Origin of the sequence: Burkholderia sp. AU32262 (genome assembly GCF_020419985.1) — a bacterium.
In the GTDB taxonomy this organism is placed as follows: Bacteria; Pseudomonadota; Gammaproteobacteria; order Burkholderiales; family Burkholderiaceae; genus Burkholderia; species Burkholderia semiarida.
Window position 1 is genome coordinate 87,300 of sequence record NZ_JAIZRS010000014.1, and the last position, 17,748, is coordinate 105,047.

Sequence of the window (17,748 nt, forward strand, 5' to 3'; positions counted from 1 at the left end):
TCGGTCAGCCGGCGACGGAGCGCCACAGCGCGATCACGAGCAGCGTCATGAACGCGGCGACGAGGTCGTCGACCATGATGCCGAGCCCGCCTTTCAGGCGGCGGTCGAAGTAGCGGATCGGCGGCGGCTTGAGCATGTCGAAGAAGCGGAACGCGACGAACGCCCATAGCTGGCCGACGAAGGTCGCCGGCGTGACGAACAGCATCACGAGCCAGATCGCGACGATCTCGTCCCAGACGACGGCGCCCGGATCGGACACGCCGGCCTGCTTCGCGGTGAAACCGGTGATCCACGTGCCGGCCGCGAAGCCGACGGCGATCAGCGCCCACCATTCGGGCACCGTCAGGTAGCGGTTGAGCACGACGAACGTGAGCCAGCCGAACAGCGAGCCGAACGTGCCGGGCATGATCGGCGCGAGCCCGCTGCCGAAGCCGGGCGACACGATATGCGCGGGGTGCGACAGCATGAAGCGGGCCGTCACGCGTGTCGGCGCGGGCCGCGCGGCGCCGGACTCGGCCGCGGCGTGCGCGGGCGTCGGATCAGTCTGCATGGAAGTGGTCGAAGCCGTGCAACGTGAGAGCGAGGGGCGCGCCGGCGGCGTCGCGCCACGCGATGGCGGGCTGCGCCGAAGGCGCGGACAACGCGCGTATTGTACCGATTCGCGTGACCGGCACGCCGGCCGCGGCGCCGGCCGCTTCGACCGCCGCGCGGGCCGCGACGGGCGCCGTGAAGCACAGTTCGTAATCGTCGCCGCCCGCCAGCGTGCAGCGGCGCTGCACGTCGGCCGGCAGCGTCGCGAGCGCGGCCGAGCGCGGCACCGCGTCGGCGTCGATCTCGGCGCGCACGTTCGAGCGCGTCAGGATGTGCTGGAGATCGCCGGCGAGGCCGTCCGACAGGTCGAGCGCCGCGTGCGCGACGCCCGCGAGCGCCAGGCCGAGCGCGACGCGCGGTTCGGGCCGCTCGAGCGCGCGCCGGAACGCGGCGGCTTCATGCGCGCCGGCGGTCCATTCGCCGCGGGCGACGCCGAGCCCCGCGCGCGCATCGCCGAGCGTGCCGGATACCCATACGTCGTCGCCGTCGCGCGCGGCATCGCGCCGCAGCGCCGCGCCGGGCGCGACTTCGCCGAACACGGTCACGCACAGGTTCAGTGGCCCGCTCGTCGTGTCGCCGCCGATCAGCTCGCAGCCGTATCGCTCGGCCAGCGCGAACAGCCCGTTGCTGAACGCTTCGAGCCACGCCGCGTCGGCGCGCGGTAGCGCGCACGCGAGCGTGAACGCGCGCGGCTCGGCGCCCATCGCCGCGAGATCCGACAAATTGACCGCGAGCGTCTTGTGGCCGAGCGCGTCGGGCGCGACATCGGGAAAGAAGTGGCGGCCTTCCACCAGCATGTCCGTCGAAATGGCCAGTAATTTCCCGGATCGGGGCGCAATCAGTGCGCAATCGTCGCCGATGCCGAGCGTCGACGCGCGGGCGCCCCGGGCCGCGCGGCGCGTGAAGAAGCGTTCGATCAGCGAAAACTCGGAGAGGGCGGCTGGCACGGCGGGCGGTCCGAAACGGTTGAAGGAACGGCATTGTACGAGGCGGGCGGCGGCGCGCCTGTACCATCCAGTTCATTTTTGTCGCGACTGTCGCACCCGAATCGCCGGTCTGGCGGCCGGTGATTGGCGCTACAATGCCGTCGAACAGTTATTCTAATCCGCCCGTCACGAGACACATGTCTACCCAAGCCTCCTCCAAAGCCAAGCTCCGCGAAGCCGCGCTCGACTATCACGAATTTCCGACCCCCGGCAAAATCGCGATCGCCCCGACCAAGCAGATGATCAACCAGCGCGACCTCGCGCTCGCGTATTCGCCGGGCGTGGCGTACGCGTGCGAGGAGATCGTCGAGAATCCGCTGAACGCCGCGCGCTTCACCGCGCGCAGCAACCTGGTCGGCGTCGTCACGAACGGCACGGCGGTGCTCGGTCTCGGCAACATCGGCCCGCTCGCGTCGAAGCCGGTGATGGAAGGCAAGGCCGTGCTGTTCAAGAAGTTCGCGGGCATCGACGTATTCGACATCGAGCTGAACGAGTCGGACCCGCACAAGCTCGTCGACGTGATTGCCGCGCTGGAGCCGACCTTCGGCGGGATCAACCTCGAGGACATCAAGGCGCCGGACTGCTTCATCGTCGAGCGCGAAGCGCGCAAGCGGATGAAGATCCCGGTGTTCCACGACGACCAGCACGGCACCGCGATCGTCGTGGCCGCGGCCGTGACGAACGGCCTGAAGGTCGTCAACAAGGACATCAAGAAGGTCAAGCTCGTCGCGTCCGGCGCGGGCGCGGCCGCGCTCGCGTGCCTGGACCTGCTGGTCGACATCGGGCTGCCGCTCGAGAACATCACGGTGACCGACCTGGCCGGCGTGGTCTACAAGGGCCGCACCGAGCTGATGGATCCGGACAAGGAGCGTTTCGCGCGCGAAACCGACGCCCGCACGCTCGCCGAGGTGATCGACGGCGCGGACATCTTCCTCGGCCTGTCGGCCGCCGGCGTGCTGAAGCAGGAGATGGTGAAGGGCATGGCCGAGCGCCCGCTGATCCTCGCGCTCGCGAACCCGACGCCGGAAATCCTGCCGGAACTCGCGCTCGAAGTGCGCCCGGACGCCGTGCTGGCCACCGGCCGCACCGATTACCCGAACCAGGTCAACAACGTCCTGTGCTTCCCGTTCATCTTCCGCGGCGCGCTCGACGTCGGCGCGACGACGATCACGCGTGAAATGGAGATCGCGGCCGTGAACGCGATCGCCGAACTCGCGCAGCACGAGCAGAGCGACATCGTCGCGACCGCGTACGGCATCCAGGATCTGTCGTTCGGGCCCGAATACCTGATTCCGAAGCCGTTCGATCCGCGCCTGATCGTGAAGATCGCACCGGCCGTCGCGCAGGCCGCGATGGACGGCGGCGTCGCGACGCGCCCGATCGAGGACATGGACGCGTACAAGCAGCACCTGCAGCAGTTCGTGTACCACAGCGGCACGACGATGAAGCCGATCTTCCAGATCGCGCGCGCCGCGCCGGAAGAGAAGAAGCGCGTGGTGTTCGCGGAAGGCGAGGAAGAGCGCGTGTTGCGCGCCGTTCAGATCATCGTCGACGAAAAACTCGCGAAGCCGATCCTGATCGGCCGCCCGTCGGTGATCGAGCACCGTATCCAGCGCTACGGCCTGCGCCTGACGCCGGGCACCGACTTCACGGTCGTCAATACCGAGCACGACGAGCGCTACCGCGACTTCTGGCAGACGTACTACAAGATGATGGCGCGCAAGGGCATCAGCGAGCAGCTCGCGCGTGTCGAAATGCGCCGTCGGACGACGCTGATCGGCTCGATGCTGGTGAAGAAGGGCGAAGCGGACGGGATGATCTGCGGCACGATCAGCACCACACACCGCCACCTGCACTTCATCGACCAGGTGATCGGCAAGCGCCCGGGCTGCAGCGTGTACGCGGCGATGAACGGCCTCGTGCTGCCGGGCCGCCAGATTTTCCTCGTCGATACGCACGTGAACGTCGATCCGACCCCGGAAGAGCTGGCCGAGATCACGATCATGGCCGCCGAAGAAGTGCGCCGCTTCGGCATCGAGCCGAAGGTCGCGCTGGTGTCGCACTCGAATTTCGGCACGAGCAACGCACCTTCGGCGAAGAAGATGCGCGATACGCTCGCGATCCTGCAGGAAACCGCGCCGGAGCTGAAGGTGGACGGCGAAATGCACGGCGACGTCGCGCTCGACGCGGCGCTGCGCAAGGAGATCCTGCCGGAATCGACGCTGGAAGGCGAAGCGAACCTGCTGATCCTGCCGAACATCGACGCCGCGAACATCGCGTACAACCTGCTGAAGACGGCCGCCGGCAACAACATCGCGATCGGGCCGATCCTGCTGGGCGCCGCGCAGCCGGTGCACGTGCTGACCGAATCGGCGACCGTTCGTCGCATCGTCAACATGGCGGCGCTGCTGGTGGCCGACGTCAACGCCGCGCGCTGAGCCGACACGAACGCGCGGCGCCGGTCGAACCGGGGCCGCGCGCCGGGCGAAATTGTAAACAAAGGCAAAAAGAGGCGTGCCCGCAAGGGGCACGCCGCGGGCAGGGCGCAACCGCGCTTCCCATAAGCAACAGCAGCATCTTTCCACTCCGGGTAGCGAGTGTGGCAAGGAGGCAGGTCTTGCCATACGAAAGATGCCGCACGCATTTTATCCTATGTAAGATAAATGTAGTGCAATTTCGGTAAAAAATGCGGAATTCGGGGCGTCGCGTGGCTTTCGATTCCCAAACGGACATTGATTCGCGCGGCCAATAACGCTACGCTAACGCCTTTGTTGGTCGTCAACTACTTGATTTAACAGCGGGAACCCTGGTTCATGGCACGCAAGTGGCTCCGCAACGGCGCGCTCGCGTCCGTCTTCGCGATGTTCGCGATGGGTATCGTCGGCACGCCGACGGGCAGTCTGGTTTCCGCCGCTTACGCACGGGAGGCCGTTCCGGCCGACGTGGCCGCCAGCGGGCTCGATACGATCTCGACTGCCAGTCTTCCGCGCGAGGCCGTGACCACGCTGGGCCTGATCAGCGCCGGCGGCCCCTATCCGTACGAGAAAGACGGCGTCGTGTTCGGCAACCGCGAGCGGATCCTGCCGAAGGCGAAGCGCGGTTACTACCATGAGTACACGGTGCCGACGCCGCGGGCGCGCAATCGCGGCGCGCGCCGGATCGTCTGTGGCGGGCCGTTGCGCCGGATCGACAACTGTTATTACACGGGCGACCACTACAACAGTTTTAAACGTATTGTTGAATGACTTCGGGACGAATGGCATGAGCGACTCCATCTACGCGCACGATACGGCGGCGGCGGATCTGTTCGCGGCCGGCGACGGCAATCTGTTTCAGCGTGTGATTCAGCTGCACGCGGCGGCGCAGGCCGGCGGCACGCCGGAGCAACAGGAAGCCGAGCCCGGGCTTTCATCGAACGAGGAGCCTATGAGCCTTTTCACGACCGTGCGACCCAATCTCGTGCAGTCGATCCGCGCGTTCCGCGTGCAGGATCTCGCCGACGAAGCCGGTCGGCTCGGCCAGCATTTCCTGTATGCGTATTGCGGCGCCGCGCAGTCGAAGCAGGAAGTGATGGAAACGATCGCGACCTCGTTCCTGTTTCCGAAGCATTTCGGGAAGAACTACGACGCGCTGTACGATTGCCTCACCGATCTCGTCGCGAAGGCCGGCGCGCAGCCTGGTTTCGTGATCGTCCTCGAAGGGTTGCCGATCGCGCAGAAATTCGACAAGGAAGGGCGCGAAACGCTGCTCGACGTGTTCCGCGAGGCGGCCGAATTCTGGGCCGAGCGCAAGGTCGCGTTCCGCGTGTTCTACTCGTTCGCGTAAGCGCGTCGGCGGGCCGGCACGCCGCGTTGTCGCAGCTTCCGGTCGTTGTTCGCCGCCGGCACCGGAATCCGGTGCGCAGCGTCTCGAAAACCCGCCATTGCGCGGGTTTTTGTGCATCTGGCGACTGAATCGGCGAGTGCGCCGTACGCCCGATGGGCGTACTTCACGTCATTGCAGCGATGCCGGCGACGAGCATGCGCTTGCACGGATCGTCCCGTACACGACAACGCAATTCATCGCCGCGGAATGAACCCGAGACGATCCGCGCGTTGAAGTCGAGCCGGAGCGAATCGCTCGCGGTCGCCGATCACCACCCGCCCCAGCGTGCCGCCAGCGCCGCGAGCACGGCCGCGCCGGCCGTCTCGGTGCGCAGCACGCGCGGCCCGAGCGACAACGCCGTGAACCCGCGTGCGCGGGCCGCGTTTTCCTCGTCCGGCGACAGCCCGCCCTCCGGGCCGATCAGCAGCGTGACGGCGCCCGCGGGCGGCGCGTCGGGCAGCGACGCGAACGGGATGCTCGCGCGCGGCGACAGCAGCAGCCGCAGTTCGCCGTCGGCCGGCGCGGCCGGCAGCGCGTCGAGCCACGCGTGGAAGCTGGCCACCGGCGCGACGTCGGGCACGCGGTTGCGTCCGCACTGTTCGCACGACGCGCGCACGACGCCGCGCCAGTGCGCGACGCGCTTGTCCGCCCGTTCGCCGGCGAGCTTCACGACGCCGCGCGCGGTCGACAGCGGCACGACCGCCGCGACGCCGAGCTCGACGGCTTTCTCGATCACCCAGTCCATCTTGTCGCCGCCGGCGATGCCCTGCGCGAGCGTCACGCGATACGGCGGCTCGGCCTCGGCGGGCTCGAACGTATCGACCTGCACGAGCGCGCCGCGCTTGTCGACCTCGACGAGCCGCGCGCGGTACTGGCCGCCCGTGCCGTCGAACAGCGCGAGCGCGTCGCCGGGCTGCAGGCGCAGCACCTGCACGTGGCGCGCGACGTCGGCCGGCAATGCGAGCGGGGTGTCGGCGCGCGGCGCGGCGTCGACGAAAAAGCGCGGCACGGCCGCGGTGGTGGTGGCTTCGTTCATGCGTGTGGCGGTTTCGGTCATGCGTCGAGACGACACCCGAGCGCCCAGCGGTAGCCGTCGAGATCCTCGATCTGCGCGAACCGGTCGCCCCAGAACTGATCCTGCGGCGCGCTCAGCGATTTCGCGCCCGCGTCGAGCGCGCGCTGCCAGGTGGCGTCGACGTCGTCGACATACAGATAGAACGATTGCGGCGCGGTGGCGTTCGCGCGCTTCGGCGTGAGCGCGGGCGAGCCGAACGCGCCCTCGGGCGCGAACATCACGATCAACTGGCCGCGATAGGCCATCTCGACGTGCATGATCGCGCCGTCCTCGTCGTGCACGTCGCGTACCGTGAAGCCGAATGCGGCCTGGAAGAACTCGATGGCCGCGCGCGCGTTGCGCACGGTCAGGTAGGGCGTCAACCAAGGCACGTTGGCCGGACGTGGATCGGTCATGAAAATCTCCTGTTGCACGGTATCGGCGCCGCGGCGCCTGCGCCGGTCTCATGCTGGAACGACGGAACGTTGCGCGGCGTGCCGAGGTTCAGCGGCGAACGCCCAGTGTATCGCGCAGCGCGCGCGGCAGGGCAAAGAGGGACGCATGCAGCCGCGCATCGTAGTAGCGCAAGCCGTCGACGCGGCGGGCCGCGAGCCGTTCGTCCACGTCGTGCGCGAACAGCGCGGCCGCATCGAGCGTGTCGCTCGCGATCGCCATCAGCCACTGCGAGCCGTACAGCGGCACGTGCGCCGACAGTGGGTCGACGACCGCGAAGCTCGCGCGCAGATCGTCGAGCAGCGCGGCGATGCGCGCGGCATGGAACACCGGCGAGCCGAGATGCATCGAGATCGCGCCGCAGCGCGTGAGGATTCGCTTGAGCCGCGCGTAGAACGCACGCGTATAGAGGCCGGCCGCCGGCGAATCGGGCGGCGTGAGGTCGAACACGACGAGATCGAAATGTTCGACCGTCGCATCGACGAAGTGCGCGGCGTCGCCGATCACGACTTCGACGCGCGGGTCGTCGAGCGCGCCCTGGTGCACGTCGTCGAGATAGCGGCGCGCCATCCCGACCACCTCGTGGTCGAGCTCGGCGATCACGATCCGTTCGATGCACGCGTGCTTGAGCAACTGGCGCGCCGCGCCGCCGTCGCCGCCGCCGAGCACGAGCGCTTTCTTCGGCGCCGGATGCGCGAGCGCGGCCGGGTGCGTCATGCACTCGTGATACACGTACTCGTCGCCGACCGACGTCATCGGCCGGCCGTCCAGCGTGAACAGGCGCCCGAGCTGCGGCGTTTCCCACACTTCGATGCGCTGGTGCGGCGACGCCACGTGCGCGAGCCGGCGCGCGTTCGGGAAGCCGTAGGCGGCGTTGGGCGTGGGATGGAAGAGAAGGGTCGTGCTCACGGGTGGGGCCGCGGGGGGCGGGCAGTTCCGACGCCTGAATTATAGGAGGCGGGCGGTTTGGCGGAAAACCGTGCCGGAACACGACGCGCCGACAAGGGAAATGCCGGCCCATCTGTTAAAATGACGAGCTTTGCAGCCCCGTCCGTTGGCTCCGTCCGCTTCGCGTCCGTCAGGCGCCGCACCGCGCGCCGGGAACGATTGACGCTCGAGCTTCCGGATGCCGCCGTGCCCCCGTTTCCTCGACTCGTTCTCCGGACTCGACATGACGACTTCGTCTCCCGCCTCCACCACCTTGATGGCCAACGCGATCCGTGCGCTCGCGATGGACGCCGTCCAGCAAGCGAACTCCGGCCACCCGGGCATGCCGATGGGCATGGCCGAAATCGGCGTCGCGCTCTGGTCGCGCCATCTGAAGCACAACCCGGCGAACCCGCACTGGGCCGACCGCGACCGTTTCGTGCTGTCGAACGGCCATGGCTCGATGCTGCTGTACTCGCTGCTGCACCTGACCGGCTACGACCTGCCGATCGAAGAGCTGAAGAACTTCCGCCAACTGCACTCGAAGACGCCGGGCCACCCGGAATACGGGATCACGCCGGGCGTCGAGACCACCACCGGCCCGCTCGGCCAGGGTCTCGCGAACGCGGTCGGCATGGCGCTCGGCGAAGCGCTGATGGCCGACGAGTTCAACCGTGACGGCGCGAAGATCGTCGATCACCACACGTACGTGTTCCTCGGCGACGGCTGCCTGATGGAAGGCATCTCGCACGAAGCCTGCTCGCTCGCGGGCACGCTGAAGCTGAACAAGCTGATCGCGCTGTACGACGACAACGGCATCTCGATCGACGGCGACGTCGTGAACTGGTTCCACGACGACACGCCGAAGCGCTTCGAAGCGTACGGCTGGAACGTGATCCCGAACGTGAACGGCCACGACGTCGACGCGGTCGACGCGGCCATCGCGAAGGCGAAGTTGTCGGACAAGCCGACGCTGATCTGCTGCAAGACGGTGATCGGCAAGGGCGCGGCGACCAAGGCCGGCGGCCACGACGTGCACGGCGCGGCGCTCGGCGCGGAAGAAATCGCGAAGACGCGCGAAGCGCTCGGCTGGAAGTGGGAGCCGTTCGTGATTCCTCAGGAAGTCTATGCGGCCTGGGACGCGAAGGAAGCCGGCAAGCGGGCCGAGTCCGAATGGGACGCGACGTTCGCGGCCTATCGCGCGAAGTTCCCGGCGGAAGCGGCCGAATTCGAGCGCCGGATGGCGAACAAGCTGCCGGCCGACTGGGCCGAGAAGGCCGCGGCGATCATCGCCGGCGCGAACGAGCGCGCCGAGACGGTCGCGACCCGCAAGGCGTCGCAGCAGGCGATCGAAGGCCTCGCCGCCGCGCTGCCCGAGCTGCTCGGCGGCTCGGCCGATCTGACCGGCTCGAACCTGACCAACTGGAAGGCGTCGAAGGCGGTGCGCGCGAATCCGGAAGGCGCGGGCGTGCTGCTCGGCAACCACATCAACTACGGCGTGCGCGAATTCGGCATGAGCGCCGCGATCAACGGCCTCGCGCTGCACGGCGGCCACAAGCCGTTCGGCGGCACGTTCCTGACGTTCTCCGACTACAGCCGCAACGCGCTGCGCGTGGCCGCGCTGATGAAGGTGCCGTCGATCTTCGTGTTCACGCACGATTCGATCGGCCTCGGCGAAGACGGCCCGACGCACCAGTCGATCGAGCACGTGTCGAGCCTGCGCCTGATCCCGAACCACGACGTGTGGCGTCCTGCCGACACGGTCGAGACGGCCGTCGCGTGGACCCACGCGGTCGCCGCCGATCGTCCGTCGAGCCTGATCTTCAGCCGTCAGAACCTTGCGTTCAACCCGCGTACCGATGCGCAGATCGCGAACATCGAGAAGGGCGGCTACGTGCTGAAGGACTGGGACGAGGAAATCGTCGCGCGCAAGATCATCCTGATCGCGACGGGCTCGGAAGTCGAACTCGCGATGAAGGCCGTCGAGCCGCTCGCGCAACAGGGCATCGCGGCCCGCGTCGTGTCGATGCCGTCGACCAACGTGTTCGATCGCCAGGACGCCGAATACCGCGAACGCGTGCTGCCGCACGGCGTGCGCCGCGTCGCGATCGAAGCGGGCGTGACGAGCTTCTGGCACAAGTACGTCGGCCTCGAGGGCGGCGTCGTCGGGATCGACACGTTCGGCGAATCGGCGCCGGCCGGCGTGCTGTTCAAGTACTTCGGTTTCACCGTCGAGCACGTCGTCGAGACCGTGAAGGCCGTGCTGGCCTGAAAGCATACGCGACGCGCGCCACCCGTTGCGCGCGTCGCACCGTGAAGCTGCACGAAACGAATTTTTTCAGCCATCAGGAGATAGACCATGACGATTCGCGTCGCAATCAACGGCTACGGCCGTATCGGCCGCAACACGCTGCGCGCGTTCTATGAAAACGGCAAGAAGCACGATCTCGAGATCGTCGCGATCAACGACCTGGGCGATGCGAAGACCAACGCGCACCTGACCCAGTACGACACCGCGCACGGCAAGTTCCCGGGCGACGTGTCGGTCGACGGCGACTACCTCGTCGTGAACGGCGACAAGATCCGCGTGCTCGCGAACCGCAACCCGGCCGAACTGCCGTGGGGCGAGCTGGGTGTCGACGTCGTGATGGAATGCACGGGCTTCTTCACGACGAAGGAAAAGGCGAGCGCGCACCTGAAGGGCGGCGCGAAGAAGGTAATCATCTCGGCGCCGGGCGGCAAGGACGTCGACGCGACGATCGTCTACGGCGTGAACCACGACGTGCTGAAGGCCGAGCACACGGTCATCTCGAACGCATCGTGCACGACGAACTGCCTCGCGCCGCTCGTCAAGCCGCTGAACGACAAGATCGGCCTCGAAACCGGCCTGATGACGACGATCCACGCGTACACGAACGACCAGGTGCTGACGGACGTCTATCACGAAGACCTGCGCCGCGCGCGTTCGGCCACGCACAGCCAGATCCCGACGAAGACGGGTGCCGCATCGGCCGTCGGCCTCGTGCTGCCGGAACTGAACGGCAAGCTCGACGGCTACGCGATCCGCGTCCCGACGATCAATGTGTCGATCGTCGACCTGTCGTTCATCGCGAAGCGCGACACGACGGTCGAGGAAGTCAACGCGATCATGAAGGAAGCATCGGAAGGCGCGCTGAAGGGCATCCTCGGCTACAACGACGCACCGCTGGTGTCGATCGACTTCAACCACAACCCGGCTTCGTCGACGTTCGACGCGACGCTGACCAAGGTGTCGGGCCGTCTCGTGAAGGTGTCGAGCTGGTACGACAACGAGTGGGGTTTCTCGAACCGCATGCTCGATACGGCTGTCGCATTCGCGAACGCGAAGTAATCGTGCACGTCGCGCGGCCGCCGCAAGGCGGCCGGCGTGGCGAACGAACCCGGCCCGGGGTTTCCCGGCCGGGTTTTTTATTGCCCGGCGTAACCTCTCGGAGAGCATGGGGCTGGTCGTCCGCGTTCGGTCAAAAATTGATGGTGGTCGCCTAGAAGAACGAACATTTGACGCCAAGGTGACCGGCGGACAGAAACGGGGCGTAGGTCTGCCGATAATCATCGGCATCGGTTGACAGCTAAGCGTTAGATAGCGTCCTTGTCTCCATTTTCCGAGACGTTATGCTTGCGCGAGTTTTGTACGATTCGTTGAATTAGTGAATTGAAACCAATTACCAGTTGCCCCAAGCTGTGATTGTGAATGGTTATGGACTTTGAATAGTCGTTTCGATGGGCATGGATAGCAAGTACTGTCGGAACGTCGGCGCCCCATGCGCGTGCTTCGGGCAGTAGATAGCTGTGCTTATACGAATTCGATAACTCTATGAGGATCTCGGCGATTTCTTCATTCGGTCGAATGTACTCACGGATAATTTCAGCGCCAAACGCGGTCGGCCTGCCGGAACGAAATAGCATCCCATATCCGTCGACCTCAATGCGCCGAGTTCTCGCTATTTCTTCTGATCGGGATCTGCAGTAAAGCGACATCACAAGATCGTCGATTACTCGGCGCATGGACAGGAGCACCGCTTCGACCGTGAAAAAGTATTTGAATATTTCCTTGGCTTGATAGGCATCGGTTGCCGCGTCAACTAACATGGCCAGATGTCGGAGGCGATTCTCGATTTCGACTGCAACCAGCACGCCGTTGATTAAGCCAGGGATGCTAGGGGGATGAGGAAGTTGGAACGTACTGTACTGTTTAACTAAATACGGTAACTCGGATTCGGAACCTGAGTAAAAATTTCGCTCTCTGATGTTTTCGTTGGTTGCCATGTTAGACCTATGCTTTTTCGAGTGAGATCGCCGTACCGATACCGAATGAAGTTCATATGCACCGTGGCCGTTTTCGTGCGTAGGCGACACTTGTGCTTACTTGGACGATTGACGTGCATCGGTGCGCGACATCTACGGAAATTTGAGCACGCTCTTTTTCTGGCCGAGAATCCGCCGTCACCTACCCGATCGCATCGACGAACGCGCGCTTGAGCGGGCTGTCGAGATCCGTCCACGCGAGCCCGATGCCGCTGCGGTGGCCGGCCAGGTCGAGCGGCCGCGCGAGCACGTTCGGCGGCAGCGCGCTGGCCGCTTCCGCCGGGATCAGCCCGATCCCCATCCCGGCCGCGACGAGCGCGAGCATCGTCGTGAATTCCCCGAACTCCTGCGCAATGTCGAGCGTCGTGCCCGCGCGGCTCAATGCGAGCAGCATCTCGTCGTGAAAGCCGGGCGCGTAGCGGCGCGCGAGCACGAACGTGGGCTCGCCGCGCAGCGCGGCCGGTGAAATCGCATCGTGCGCGGCCAGCGGATGGTCGAGCGGCAGCGCGACGACGAAGCCTTCCTCGAGCACCACGCGCGTGTCGATGCCCGCGTAGGCGGCCGGCAGCCGGATCATCCCGAAATCGATCCGGCGCTCGCGCAGCGCGGCGATCTGGTCGGGCGTCGGCATGTCCTTCAGCTCGAGCGCGATCAACGGATAGCGCTCGCGCATCGTGCGCAGCACGGCCGGCAACAGCGCCGGCAAGACCGACGACACGAACGCGATCCGCAGCGTGCCGATTTCGCCGCGGCTCGACCGCCGCGCGATCTGTTCCGCGCGCGCGGCCTGCTGCAGCGTCGCCCGCGCTTCGGGCAGGAACACGCGCCCGGTGTCGCTCAATTCGACCTTGTGCCGGTCGCGCTCGAACAGGCGCGCGCCGAGTTCCGCCTCGAGCGCCTTGATCTGCATGCTCAGCGCGGGCTGCACGATGCACAGGCGCTGCGCGGCGCGCCCGAAATGCAGCTCTTCCGCGAGCGTGACGAAGGCGCGCAATTGCTTGAGTTCCATTGGGGCGGCGGGTGCGAGAAGGCGGTAATCAGTTTTCATGATAACCGGATCAAAAAAGACCATTGGCGCGGACCCGGCCGGCGGCCGAAGATACCGTCGATGCGAGACCGGCCGCGATGGGCAGCCGGCTCGACCGGCACGAGGAGACATCCATGGCTAACGCGCTTGACCGGTTCCGCCTCGACGGCCGCCGCGCGCTGATTACCGGTTCCGGCCGCGGGATCGGGCTGACGCTCGCCCGCGGGCTCGCGGAAGCCGGCGCGGCGATCGTCATCAACGATCGCAATGAAGAGAAGGCGGCGACGCTCGCGCGCCAGTTCCGCGACGAAGGCTTCGCGGCCGACCATGCGGTGTTCGACGTGGCCGAGCACGCGCAGGTACGCGCGGCGATCGACGACTTCGAGGCGCGCGTCGGCGCGATCGACATCCTCGTGAACAACGCGGGCATCCAGCGCCGTGCGCCGCTCGACGCATTCGACCCGGACGACTGGCATGCGCTGATGCGCGTGAATCTCGACGGCGTGTTCAACGTCGCGCAGGCGGTCGCGCGGCACATGATCGCGCGCGGTCGCGGCAAGATCATCAACATCTGCTCGGTGCAGAGCGAGCTTGCGCGGCCGACGATCGCGCCGTATGCGGCGACCAAGGGCGCGGTGCGAATGCTGACCAAAGGAATGTGCGCCGACTGGGCGCGCCACGGCATCCAGGCGAACGGCCTCGCGCCCGGCTATTTCGAAACCGAGCTGAATCGCGCGCTGGTCGACGACGCGGCGTTTTCCGACTGGCTGTGCAAGCGCACGCCGGCCGGCCGCTGGGGGCAGGTCGACGAGCTGTGCGGCGCGGCGATCTTCCTCGCGTCGGCCGCGTCCGATTTCGTGAACGGCCAGACGTTGTTCGTCGACGGCGGCCTGACCAGCGCCGTCTAACGAGGAGAGCGTGTCATGCGTATGCGTTGCATGTGTGTCGTGATTCACGGGCCGAACGACCTGCGGGTCGAGGAGCAGGACGCCGGCGAGATCGGCCCGGGCCAGGTGCGCGTCGACGTCGCGATGGGTGGCATCTGCGGCTCCGACCTGCATTACTTCCGGCATGGCGGCTTCGGCGCGATCCGGTTGCAGCAGCCGATGGTGCTCGGCCACGAGGTCGCCGGCACCGTCGCGGAGGTGGCTCCGGACGTGACGTCGGTGAAAGTCGGCGATCGCGTCGCGGTCAACCCGAGCCGGCCGTGCGGCGCCTGCCGCTACTGTCTCGAAGGGCTGCCGAACCAGTGTCTCGACATGCGCTTCTACGGCAGCGCGATGCGGATGCCGCACGTGCAGGGTGCGTTCCGCAATGCGCTCGTGTGCGACGCGGTGCAGTGCGTGAAGGTCGCCGATCACGTGCCGCTGTCGCTCGCGGCGCTCGCCGAGCCGTTCGCGGTCGGCCTGCATGCGGTGTCGCGCGCGGGCCCGCTGATCGGCAAGCGCGTGCTCGTGTCGGGTTGCGGGCCGATCGGCGTGCTGGCGGTCGCGGCGGCGCGCGTGCACGGCGCCGCGGAGATCGTCGCGACCGATGTCGTCGACGCGCCGCTCGCGGTGGCGAGCGCGCTCGGCGCGGACCGCACGATCAACGCGGCGGCCGATGCCGGTTGGGTCGAGCGCTACGGCGCCGACAAGGGCACGTTCGACGTGATGATCGAATGTTCGGGCAATGCGCGCGCGCTGCGCGACGGGCTGGACGTGATGCGGCCGCGCGGCGTCGTCGTGCAGCTCGGGCTCGGCGGCGACGTGAGCCTGCCGCAGAACGTGGTGGTCGCGAAGGAGCTGTCGATCTGCGGCTCGTTCCGCTTTCACGCGGAATTCGCGCTGGCGGTGCAACTGATCAACGCGGGGCGCGTCGACCTGCGGCCGGCCGTCACGCGCGTGTTCCCGATGCGCGATGCGAACCTCGCATTCGAACTGGCCGGCGATCGCCAGCGTGCGATGAAGGTGCTGATCGATTTCGCGAACGAGGCCGCGTGACGGGGCAGCGTTAGCGCGCGACGGCAGCAGCGCCCTTGGCAAAAAGGCACGCCCGCGATGCGCGGTGCGTGCCTTTTTGTCGTGCGGTGGAAACGGACTGCCGGATTGCCGGCCCGCCGCATCACTGCGTGACCCGCCGCGTGCCGCAGCGTCGCGGCGCGCGCGTTCATCGACCGCATGCTGGCGCATCGCGATCGGTCAGAGCGGTGACCGGTACGGCCGCGCGGCGGCGCGGAAGGATTACGCGCCGGGTGTCGGGAAGAAGACGCCCGCGCGCTGTGCGGCGTTCGCGATGTGCGTTTCGATCGCGGTGCCGGCGGCGGCCGCGTCGCGCGCGATCAGCGCGTCGACGATCGCGCGGTGCTCGTGCCACGTCGACAGCAGCAGCTCGCGCCGGTAGAACGGCATGCGCTGGCTTTCCTTCATGATGTCCGCGCTGCTGCGCAGGATCGACTCGATCGCCGCGTTGCCGGCCAGATGGATGATCCGCATGTGGAAGTCGAAGTCGAGCCGCGATGCCTCGTCGAGCGCGCTGTCGGTCAGCGCGACGTGCAGGTCCGCGAGGTTGTCCTCGAACCATGCGATGTCTGCGTCGCTGACGACGTGCGCGGCCATCCGCGCGGCGAAGCCTTCGAGCGCATAGCGCATCTGGTAGGTGTCGGGCGGCGACGACTGCTCGGCGAATTGCCACGGATGCGCGGCCGACGCCTGCGCGCTTTCGACGTACACGCCCTTGCCCGCGCGGATGCGCAGCATCCCGAGCGCCTCGAGCGTCGACAGCGCCTCGCGCAGCGACGCGCGGCTGATCTCCAGCTCCTCGGAGAGCTGGCGCTGGGCCGGCAGCAGGCTGCCGACCGGATACACGCCTGCCTCGATCCGGTCGCGGATCGTCGCGATGGCGGCGTCGGTCACGGTATGCGGAACATTTCTCATGATGTGAACGATGGCCGGTCTGACCGGCATTGTAATCCGCACGCAGGCGGTGCACGCGGCCGTACGGGAAAGCCACGATCCGCCTCCTTTCGGGCCCCGGAAGCACGGGCGCGGGGGCGGGAAATCCCTATTTTGTCCGTCCTTGACGCCACTATATCGGCTTCCTACTATCCACCATAACATCACTGGTCTTACCAGTATGAACAGACGAAACTGCAACCGTTGGATCGGGAGAGCGCCGTGTCGAAATTCCTTAATTCGCTGTTTGGCCGGGTAGTCGTCGCCTTGATACTGGGGGTCGCGCTCGGCGCGTTCTTCCCGCACTTCGCCGAGTCGCTGCGTCCGCTCGGCGACGGCTTCCTAAAGCTCATCAAGATGGTGATCGGCCCGATCGTGTTCTGCGTCGTGGTGAGCGGGATGGCCAACGCAGGCGACCTGAAGAAGGTCGGCCGGGTCGGCCTGAAGGCCGTCGTCTACTTCGAGGTGATGACGACGCTCGCGCTCGGCATCGGGCTCGTGCTCGCGTGGTTCACGCGCCCGGGCGTCGGGATGAACATCGACCTGCGCTCGCTCGACGCGGCGTCGCTGTCGACGTACGCGAAGAACGCCGAAAGCCTGAAGGACACGGCCGGCTACCTGATGAAGATCATCCCCGACACCGCGATCGACGCGTTCGCGAAGGGCGACATCCTGCAGATCCTCGTGTTCGCGGTGCTGTTCGGCTCGGCACTGTCGCTGCTCGGCGACAAGGCGCAGCGCGTCAACTCGCTGATCGAGGAGCTGTCGCACGTGTTCTTCCGGATCATCGGCTTCATCATCAAGCTCGCACCGCTCGGCGTGCTCGGCGCGATCGCGTTCACGACCGGCAAGTACGGCGTCGCGTCGCTCAAGCAGCTCGGCTATCTGGTGGCGGTGTTCTACCTGAGTTGCTTCGTGTTCGTCACGGTCGTGCTCGGCGTCGTGATGCGGCTCGCGGGCTTCTCCGTGTTCAAGCTGATCCGCTACCTGCGCGAGGAGCTGTCGATCGTGCTCGGCACGGCGTCGTCCGACGCGGTGCTGCCGCAGGTGATGAGCAAGCTCGAATACATGGGCATCAAGGATTCGACCGTCGGCCTCGTGATCCCGACCGGCTATTCGTTCAACCTCGACGGCTTCTCGATCTACCTGACGCTCGCCGTGCTGTTCATCGCGCAGGCCACCAACACGCCGCTGTCCACGCACGACCTGATCGTCGTGCTGCTCGTGTCGCTCGTCACGTCGAAGGGCGCGCACGGCATCCCGGGCTCGGCCATCGTGATCCTCGCGGCGACGCTGTCGGCGATTCCCGCGATTCCCGTGCTCGGCCTCGTGCTGATCCTGCCGGTCGACTGGTTCGTCGGCATCGCCCGCGCGCTGACCAACCTGATCGGCAACTGCGTCGCGACGGTGGTGGTCGCGGTGTGGGAGAACGACATCGACCGCGCCCGCGCGACGCGCGTGCTGAATCGCGAACTGCGCTACGTGGCCGACGCGCCCGGCAGCGCCGCCCCCGTCGCAGGCGACCAGGCCCACGCGCTCTGACCCCGACGCTCGCGCGGCGCGGGTTCC

General features: G+C 66.8%; 16 protein-coding genes. 8 read left to right on the plus strand and 8 right to left on the minus strand.

The features are described 5' to 3' along the window. Nucleotides 1-4: 4 nt before the first annotated feature. The gene (locus LGN10_RS18305; RefSeq protein ID WP_226224520.1) at nucleotides 5-550 is read right to left on the minus strand and encodes a phosphatidylglycerophosphatase A; all 546 of its coding nucleotides are present in this window, start codon (nucleotides 548-550) and stop codon (nucleotides 5-7) included. After that, nucleotides 540-1,538, minus strand: a complete 999-nt coding sequence (gene thiL / locus LGN10_RS18310) for a thiamine-phosphate kinase (RefSeq protein ID WP_226224522.1) — start codon at nucleotides 1,536-1,538, stop codon at nucleotides 540-542. The genes LGN10_RS18305 and thiL overlap by 11 nt, the downstream gene beginning before the upstream one ends. A 134-nt stretch (nucleotides 1,539-1,672) precedes the next feature. On the opposite strand from thiL, the gene LGN10_RS18315 reads away from it, so the two are divergent. The 3 genes from LGN10_RS18315 to LGN10_RS18325 all read left to right on the plus strand — a co-directional run bounded on the left by LGN10_RS18315 (nucleotide 1,673) and on the right by LGN10_RS18325 (nucleotide 5,402). Further along, complete coding sequence (locus tag LGN10_RS18315; protein WP_367033070.1) at nucleotides 1,673-4,015, plus strand: NADP-dependent malic enzyme; 2,343 nt, start codon at nucleotides 1,673-1,675, stop codon at nucleotides 4,013-4,015. 375 nt (nucleotides 4,016-4,390) lie between these two features. Further along, nucleotides 4,391-4,822 (plus strand): ribonuclease domain-containing protein, encoded by a 432-nt coding sequence (locus tag LGN10_RS18320; protein WP_124658328.1) that lies wholly within the window; start codon nucleotides 4,391-4,393, stop codon nucleotides 4,820-4,822. 16 nt (nucleotides 4,823-4,838) lie between these two features. Next, entirely contained in the window at nucleotides 4,839-5,402 is a 564-nt protein-coding gene (locus tag LGN10_RS18325) for a barstar family protein (RefSeq protein ID WP_059581000.1), read from the plus strand. Between the two features lie 307 nt (nucleotides 5,403-5,709). Here the strand turns inward: LGN10_RS18325 and LGN10_RS18330 are convergent, their stop codons facing one another. The 3 genes from LGN10_RS18330 to speE form a co-directional block, all read right to left on the minus strand. After that, nucleotides 5,710-6,477: a 16S rRNA (uracil(1498)-N(3))-methyltransferase gene (locus LGN10_RS18330; protein ID WP_226224524.1), complete on the minus strand. Its 768-nt coding sequence runs from the start codon at nucleotides 6,475-6,477 to the stop codon at nucleotides 5,710-5,712. Nucleotides 6,478-6,494: 17 nt separating this feature from the next. Then, entirely contained in the window at nucleotides 6,495-6,911 is a 417-nt protein-coding gene (locus LGN10_RS18335; protein ID WP_059581002.1) for a VOC family protein, read from the minus strand. An 88-nt stretch (nucleotides 6,912-6,999) separates the two neighbouring features. Further along, nucleotides 7,000-7,857 (minus strand): polyamine aminopropyltransferase, encoded by an 858-nt coding sequence (speE, locus tag LGN10_RS18340; protein ID WP_104012447.1) that lies wholly within the window; start codon nucleotides 7,855-7,857, stop codon nucleotides 7,000-7,002. A gap of 217 nt (nucleotides 7,858-8,074) precedes the next feature. Here speE and tkt point away from each other — a divergent pair, with 217 nt between their 5' ends. Both tkt and gap read left to right on the plus strand, forming a co-directional pair. Next, nucleotides 8,075-10,147: a transketolase gene (tkt, locus tag LGN10_RS18345; protein ID WP_059581007.1), complete on the plus strand. Its 2,073-nt coding sequence runs from the start codon at nucleotides 8,075-8,077 to the stop codon at nucleotides 10,145-10,147. 87 nt (nucleotides 10,148-10,234) lie between these two features. Further along, the gene (gene gap, locus LGN10_RS18350) at nucleotides 10,235-11,245 is read left to right on the plus strand and encodes a type I glyceraldehyde-3-phosphate dehydrogenase (RefSeq protein WP_059581011.1); all 1,011 of its coding nucleotides are present in this window, start codon (nucleotides 10,235-10,237) and stop codon (nucleotides 11,243-11,245) included. A gap of 245 nt (nucleotides 11,246-11,490) precedes the next feature. On the opposite strand, the gene LGN10_RS18355 is transcribed toward gap, so the two are convergent. Together LGN10_RS18355 and LGN10_RS18360 are read right to left on the minus strand one after the other, a co-directional pair. Next, nucleotides 11,491-12,180 carry a hypothetical protein gene (locus LGN10_RS18355; protein WP_143328687.1) on the minus strand — a complete coding sequence of 230 codons (690 nt, stop codon included), beginning with the start codon at nucleotides 12,178-12,180 and terminating at the stop codon, nucleotides 11,491-11,493. A 181-nt stretch (nucleotides 12,181-12,361) separates the two neighbouring features. After that, nucleotides 12,362-13,228 (minus strand): LysR family transcriptional regulator, encoded by an 867-nt coding sequence (locus LGN10_RS18360; protein ID WP_059608822.1) that lies wholly within the window; start codon nucleotides 13,226-13,228, stop codon nucleotides 12,362-12,364. A gap of 152 nt (nucleotides 13,229-13,380) precedes the next feature. Here LGN10_RS18360 and LGN10_RS18365 point away from each other — a divergent pair, with 152 nt between their 5' ends. Then, complete coding sequence (locus LGN10_RS18365; protein WP_059581203.1) at nucleotides 13,381-14,154, plus strand: SDR family NAD(P)-dependent oxidoreductase; 774 nt, start codon at nucleotides 13,381-13,383, stop codon at nucleotides 14,152-14,154. A 15-nt stretch (nucleotides 14,155-14,169) separates the two neighbouring features. Continuing rightward, entirely contained in the window at nucleotides 14,170-15,228 is a 1,059-nt protein-coding gene (locus LGN10_RS18370; RefSeq protein ID WP_059581017.1) for an L-idonate 5-dehydrogenase, read from the plus strand. A 240-nt stretch (nucleotides 15,229-15,468) separates the two neighbouring features. Here LGN10_RS18370 and LGN10_RS18375 read toward each other — a convergent pair whose 3' ends face one another. Further along, the gene (locus LGN10_RS18375; protein WP_179231710.1) at nucleotides 15,469-16,191 is read right to left on the minus strand and encodes a FadR/GntR family transcriptional regulator; all 723 of its coding nucleotides are present in this window, start codon (nucleotides 16,189-16,191) and stop codon (nucleotides 15,469-15,471) included. A 210-nt stretch (nucleotides 16,192-16,401) separates the two neighbouring features. On the opposite strand from LGN10_RS18375, the gene LGN10_RS18380 reads away from it, so the two are divergent. Then, nucleotides 16,402-17,721 (plus strand): C4-dicarboxylate transporter DctA, encoded by a 1,320-nt coding sequence (locus LGN10_RS18380; RefSeq protein ID WP_059581022.1) that lies wholly within the window; start codon nucleotides 16,402-16,404, stop codon nucleotides 17,719-17,721. Nucleotides 17,722-17,748: the final 27 nt, after the last annotated feature.

Bases quoted from the DNA above. Each gene is read 5' to 3' on its own strand.
- LGN10_RS18365 (WP_059581203.1), top strand. From the start codon at position 13,381: ATGGCTAACGCGCTTGACCGGTTCCGCCTCGACGGCCGCCGCGCGCTG.
- tkt (WP_059581007.1), top strand. From the start codon at position 8,075: ATGCCGCCGTGCCCCCGTTTCCTCGACTCGTTCTCCGGACTCGACATG.
- LGN10_RS18315 (WP_367033070.1), top strand. From the start codon at position 1,673: ATGCCGTCGAACAGTTATTCTAATCCGCCCGTCACGAGACACATGTCT.
- LGN10_RS18320 (WP_124658328.1), top strand. From the start codon at position 4,391: ATGGCACGCAAGTGGCTCCGCAACGGCGCGCTCGCGTCCGTCTTCGCG.
- LGN10_RS18325 (WP_059581000.1), top strand. From the start codon at position 4,839: ATGAGCGACTCCATCTACGCGCACGATACGGCGGCGGCGGATCTGTTC.
- LGN10_RS18375 (WP_179231710.1), bottom strand. From the start codon at position 16,191: ATGCCGGTCAGACCGGCCATCGTTCACATCATGAGAAATGTTCCGCAT.
- gap (WP_059581011.1), top strand. From the start codon at position 10,235: ATGACGATTCGCGTCGCAATCAACGGCTACGGCCGTATCGGCCGCAAC.
- LGN10_RS18335 (WP_059581002.1), bottom strand. From the start codon at position 6,911: ATGACCGATCCACGTCCGGCCAACGTGCCTTGGTTGACGCCCTACCTG.
- LGN10_RS18330 (WP_226224524.1), bottom strand. From the start codon at position 6,477: ATGAACGAAGCCACCACCACCGCGGCCGTGCCGCGCTTTTTCGTCGAC.
- LGN10_RS18360 (WP_059608822.1), bottom strand. From the start codon at position 13,228: ATGGAACTCAAGCAATTGCGCGCCTTCGTCACGCTCGCGGAAGAGCTG.
- LGN10_RS18305 (WP_226224520.1), bottom strand. From the start codon at position 550: ATGCAGACTGATCCGACGCCCGCGCACGCCGCGGCCGAGTCCGGCGCC.
- LGN10_RS18370 (WP_059581017.1), top strand. From the start codon at position 14,170: ATGCGTATGCGTTGCATGTGTGTCGTGATTCACGGGCCGAACGACCTG.
- LGN10_RS18355 (WP_143328687.1), bottom strand. From the start codon at position 12,180: ATGGCAACCAACGAAAACATCAGAGAGCGAAATTTTTACTCAGGTTCC.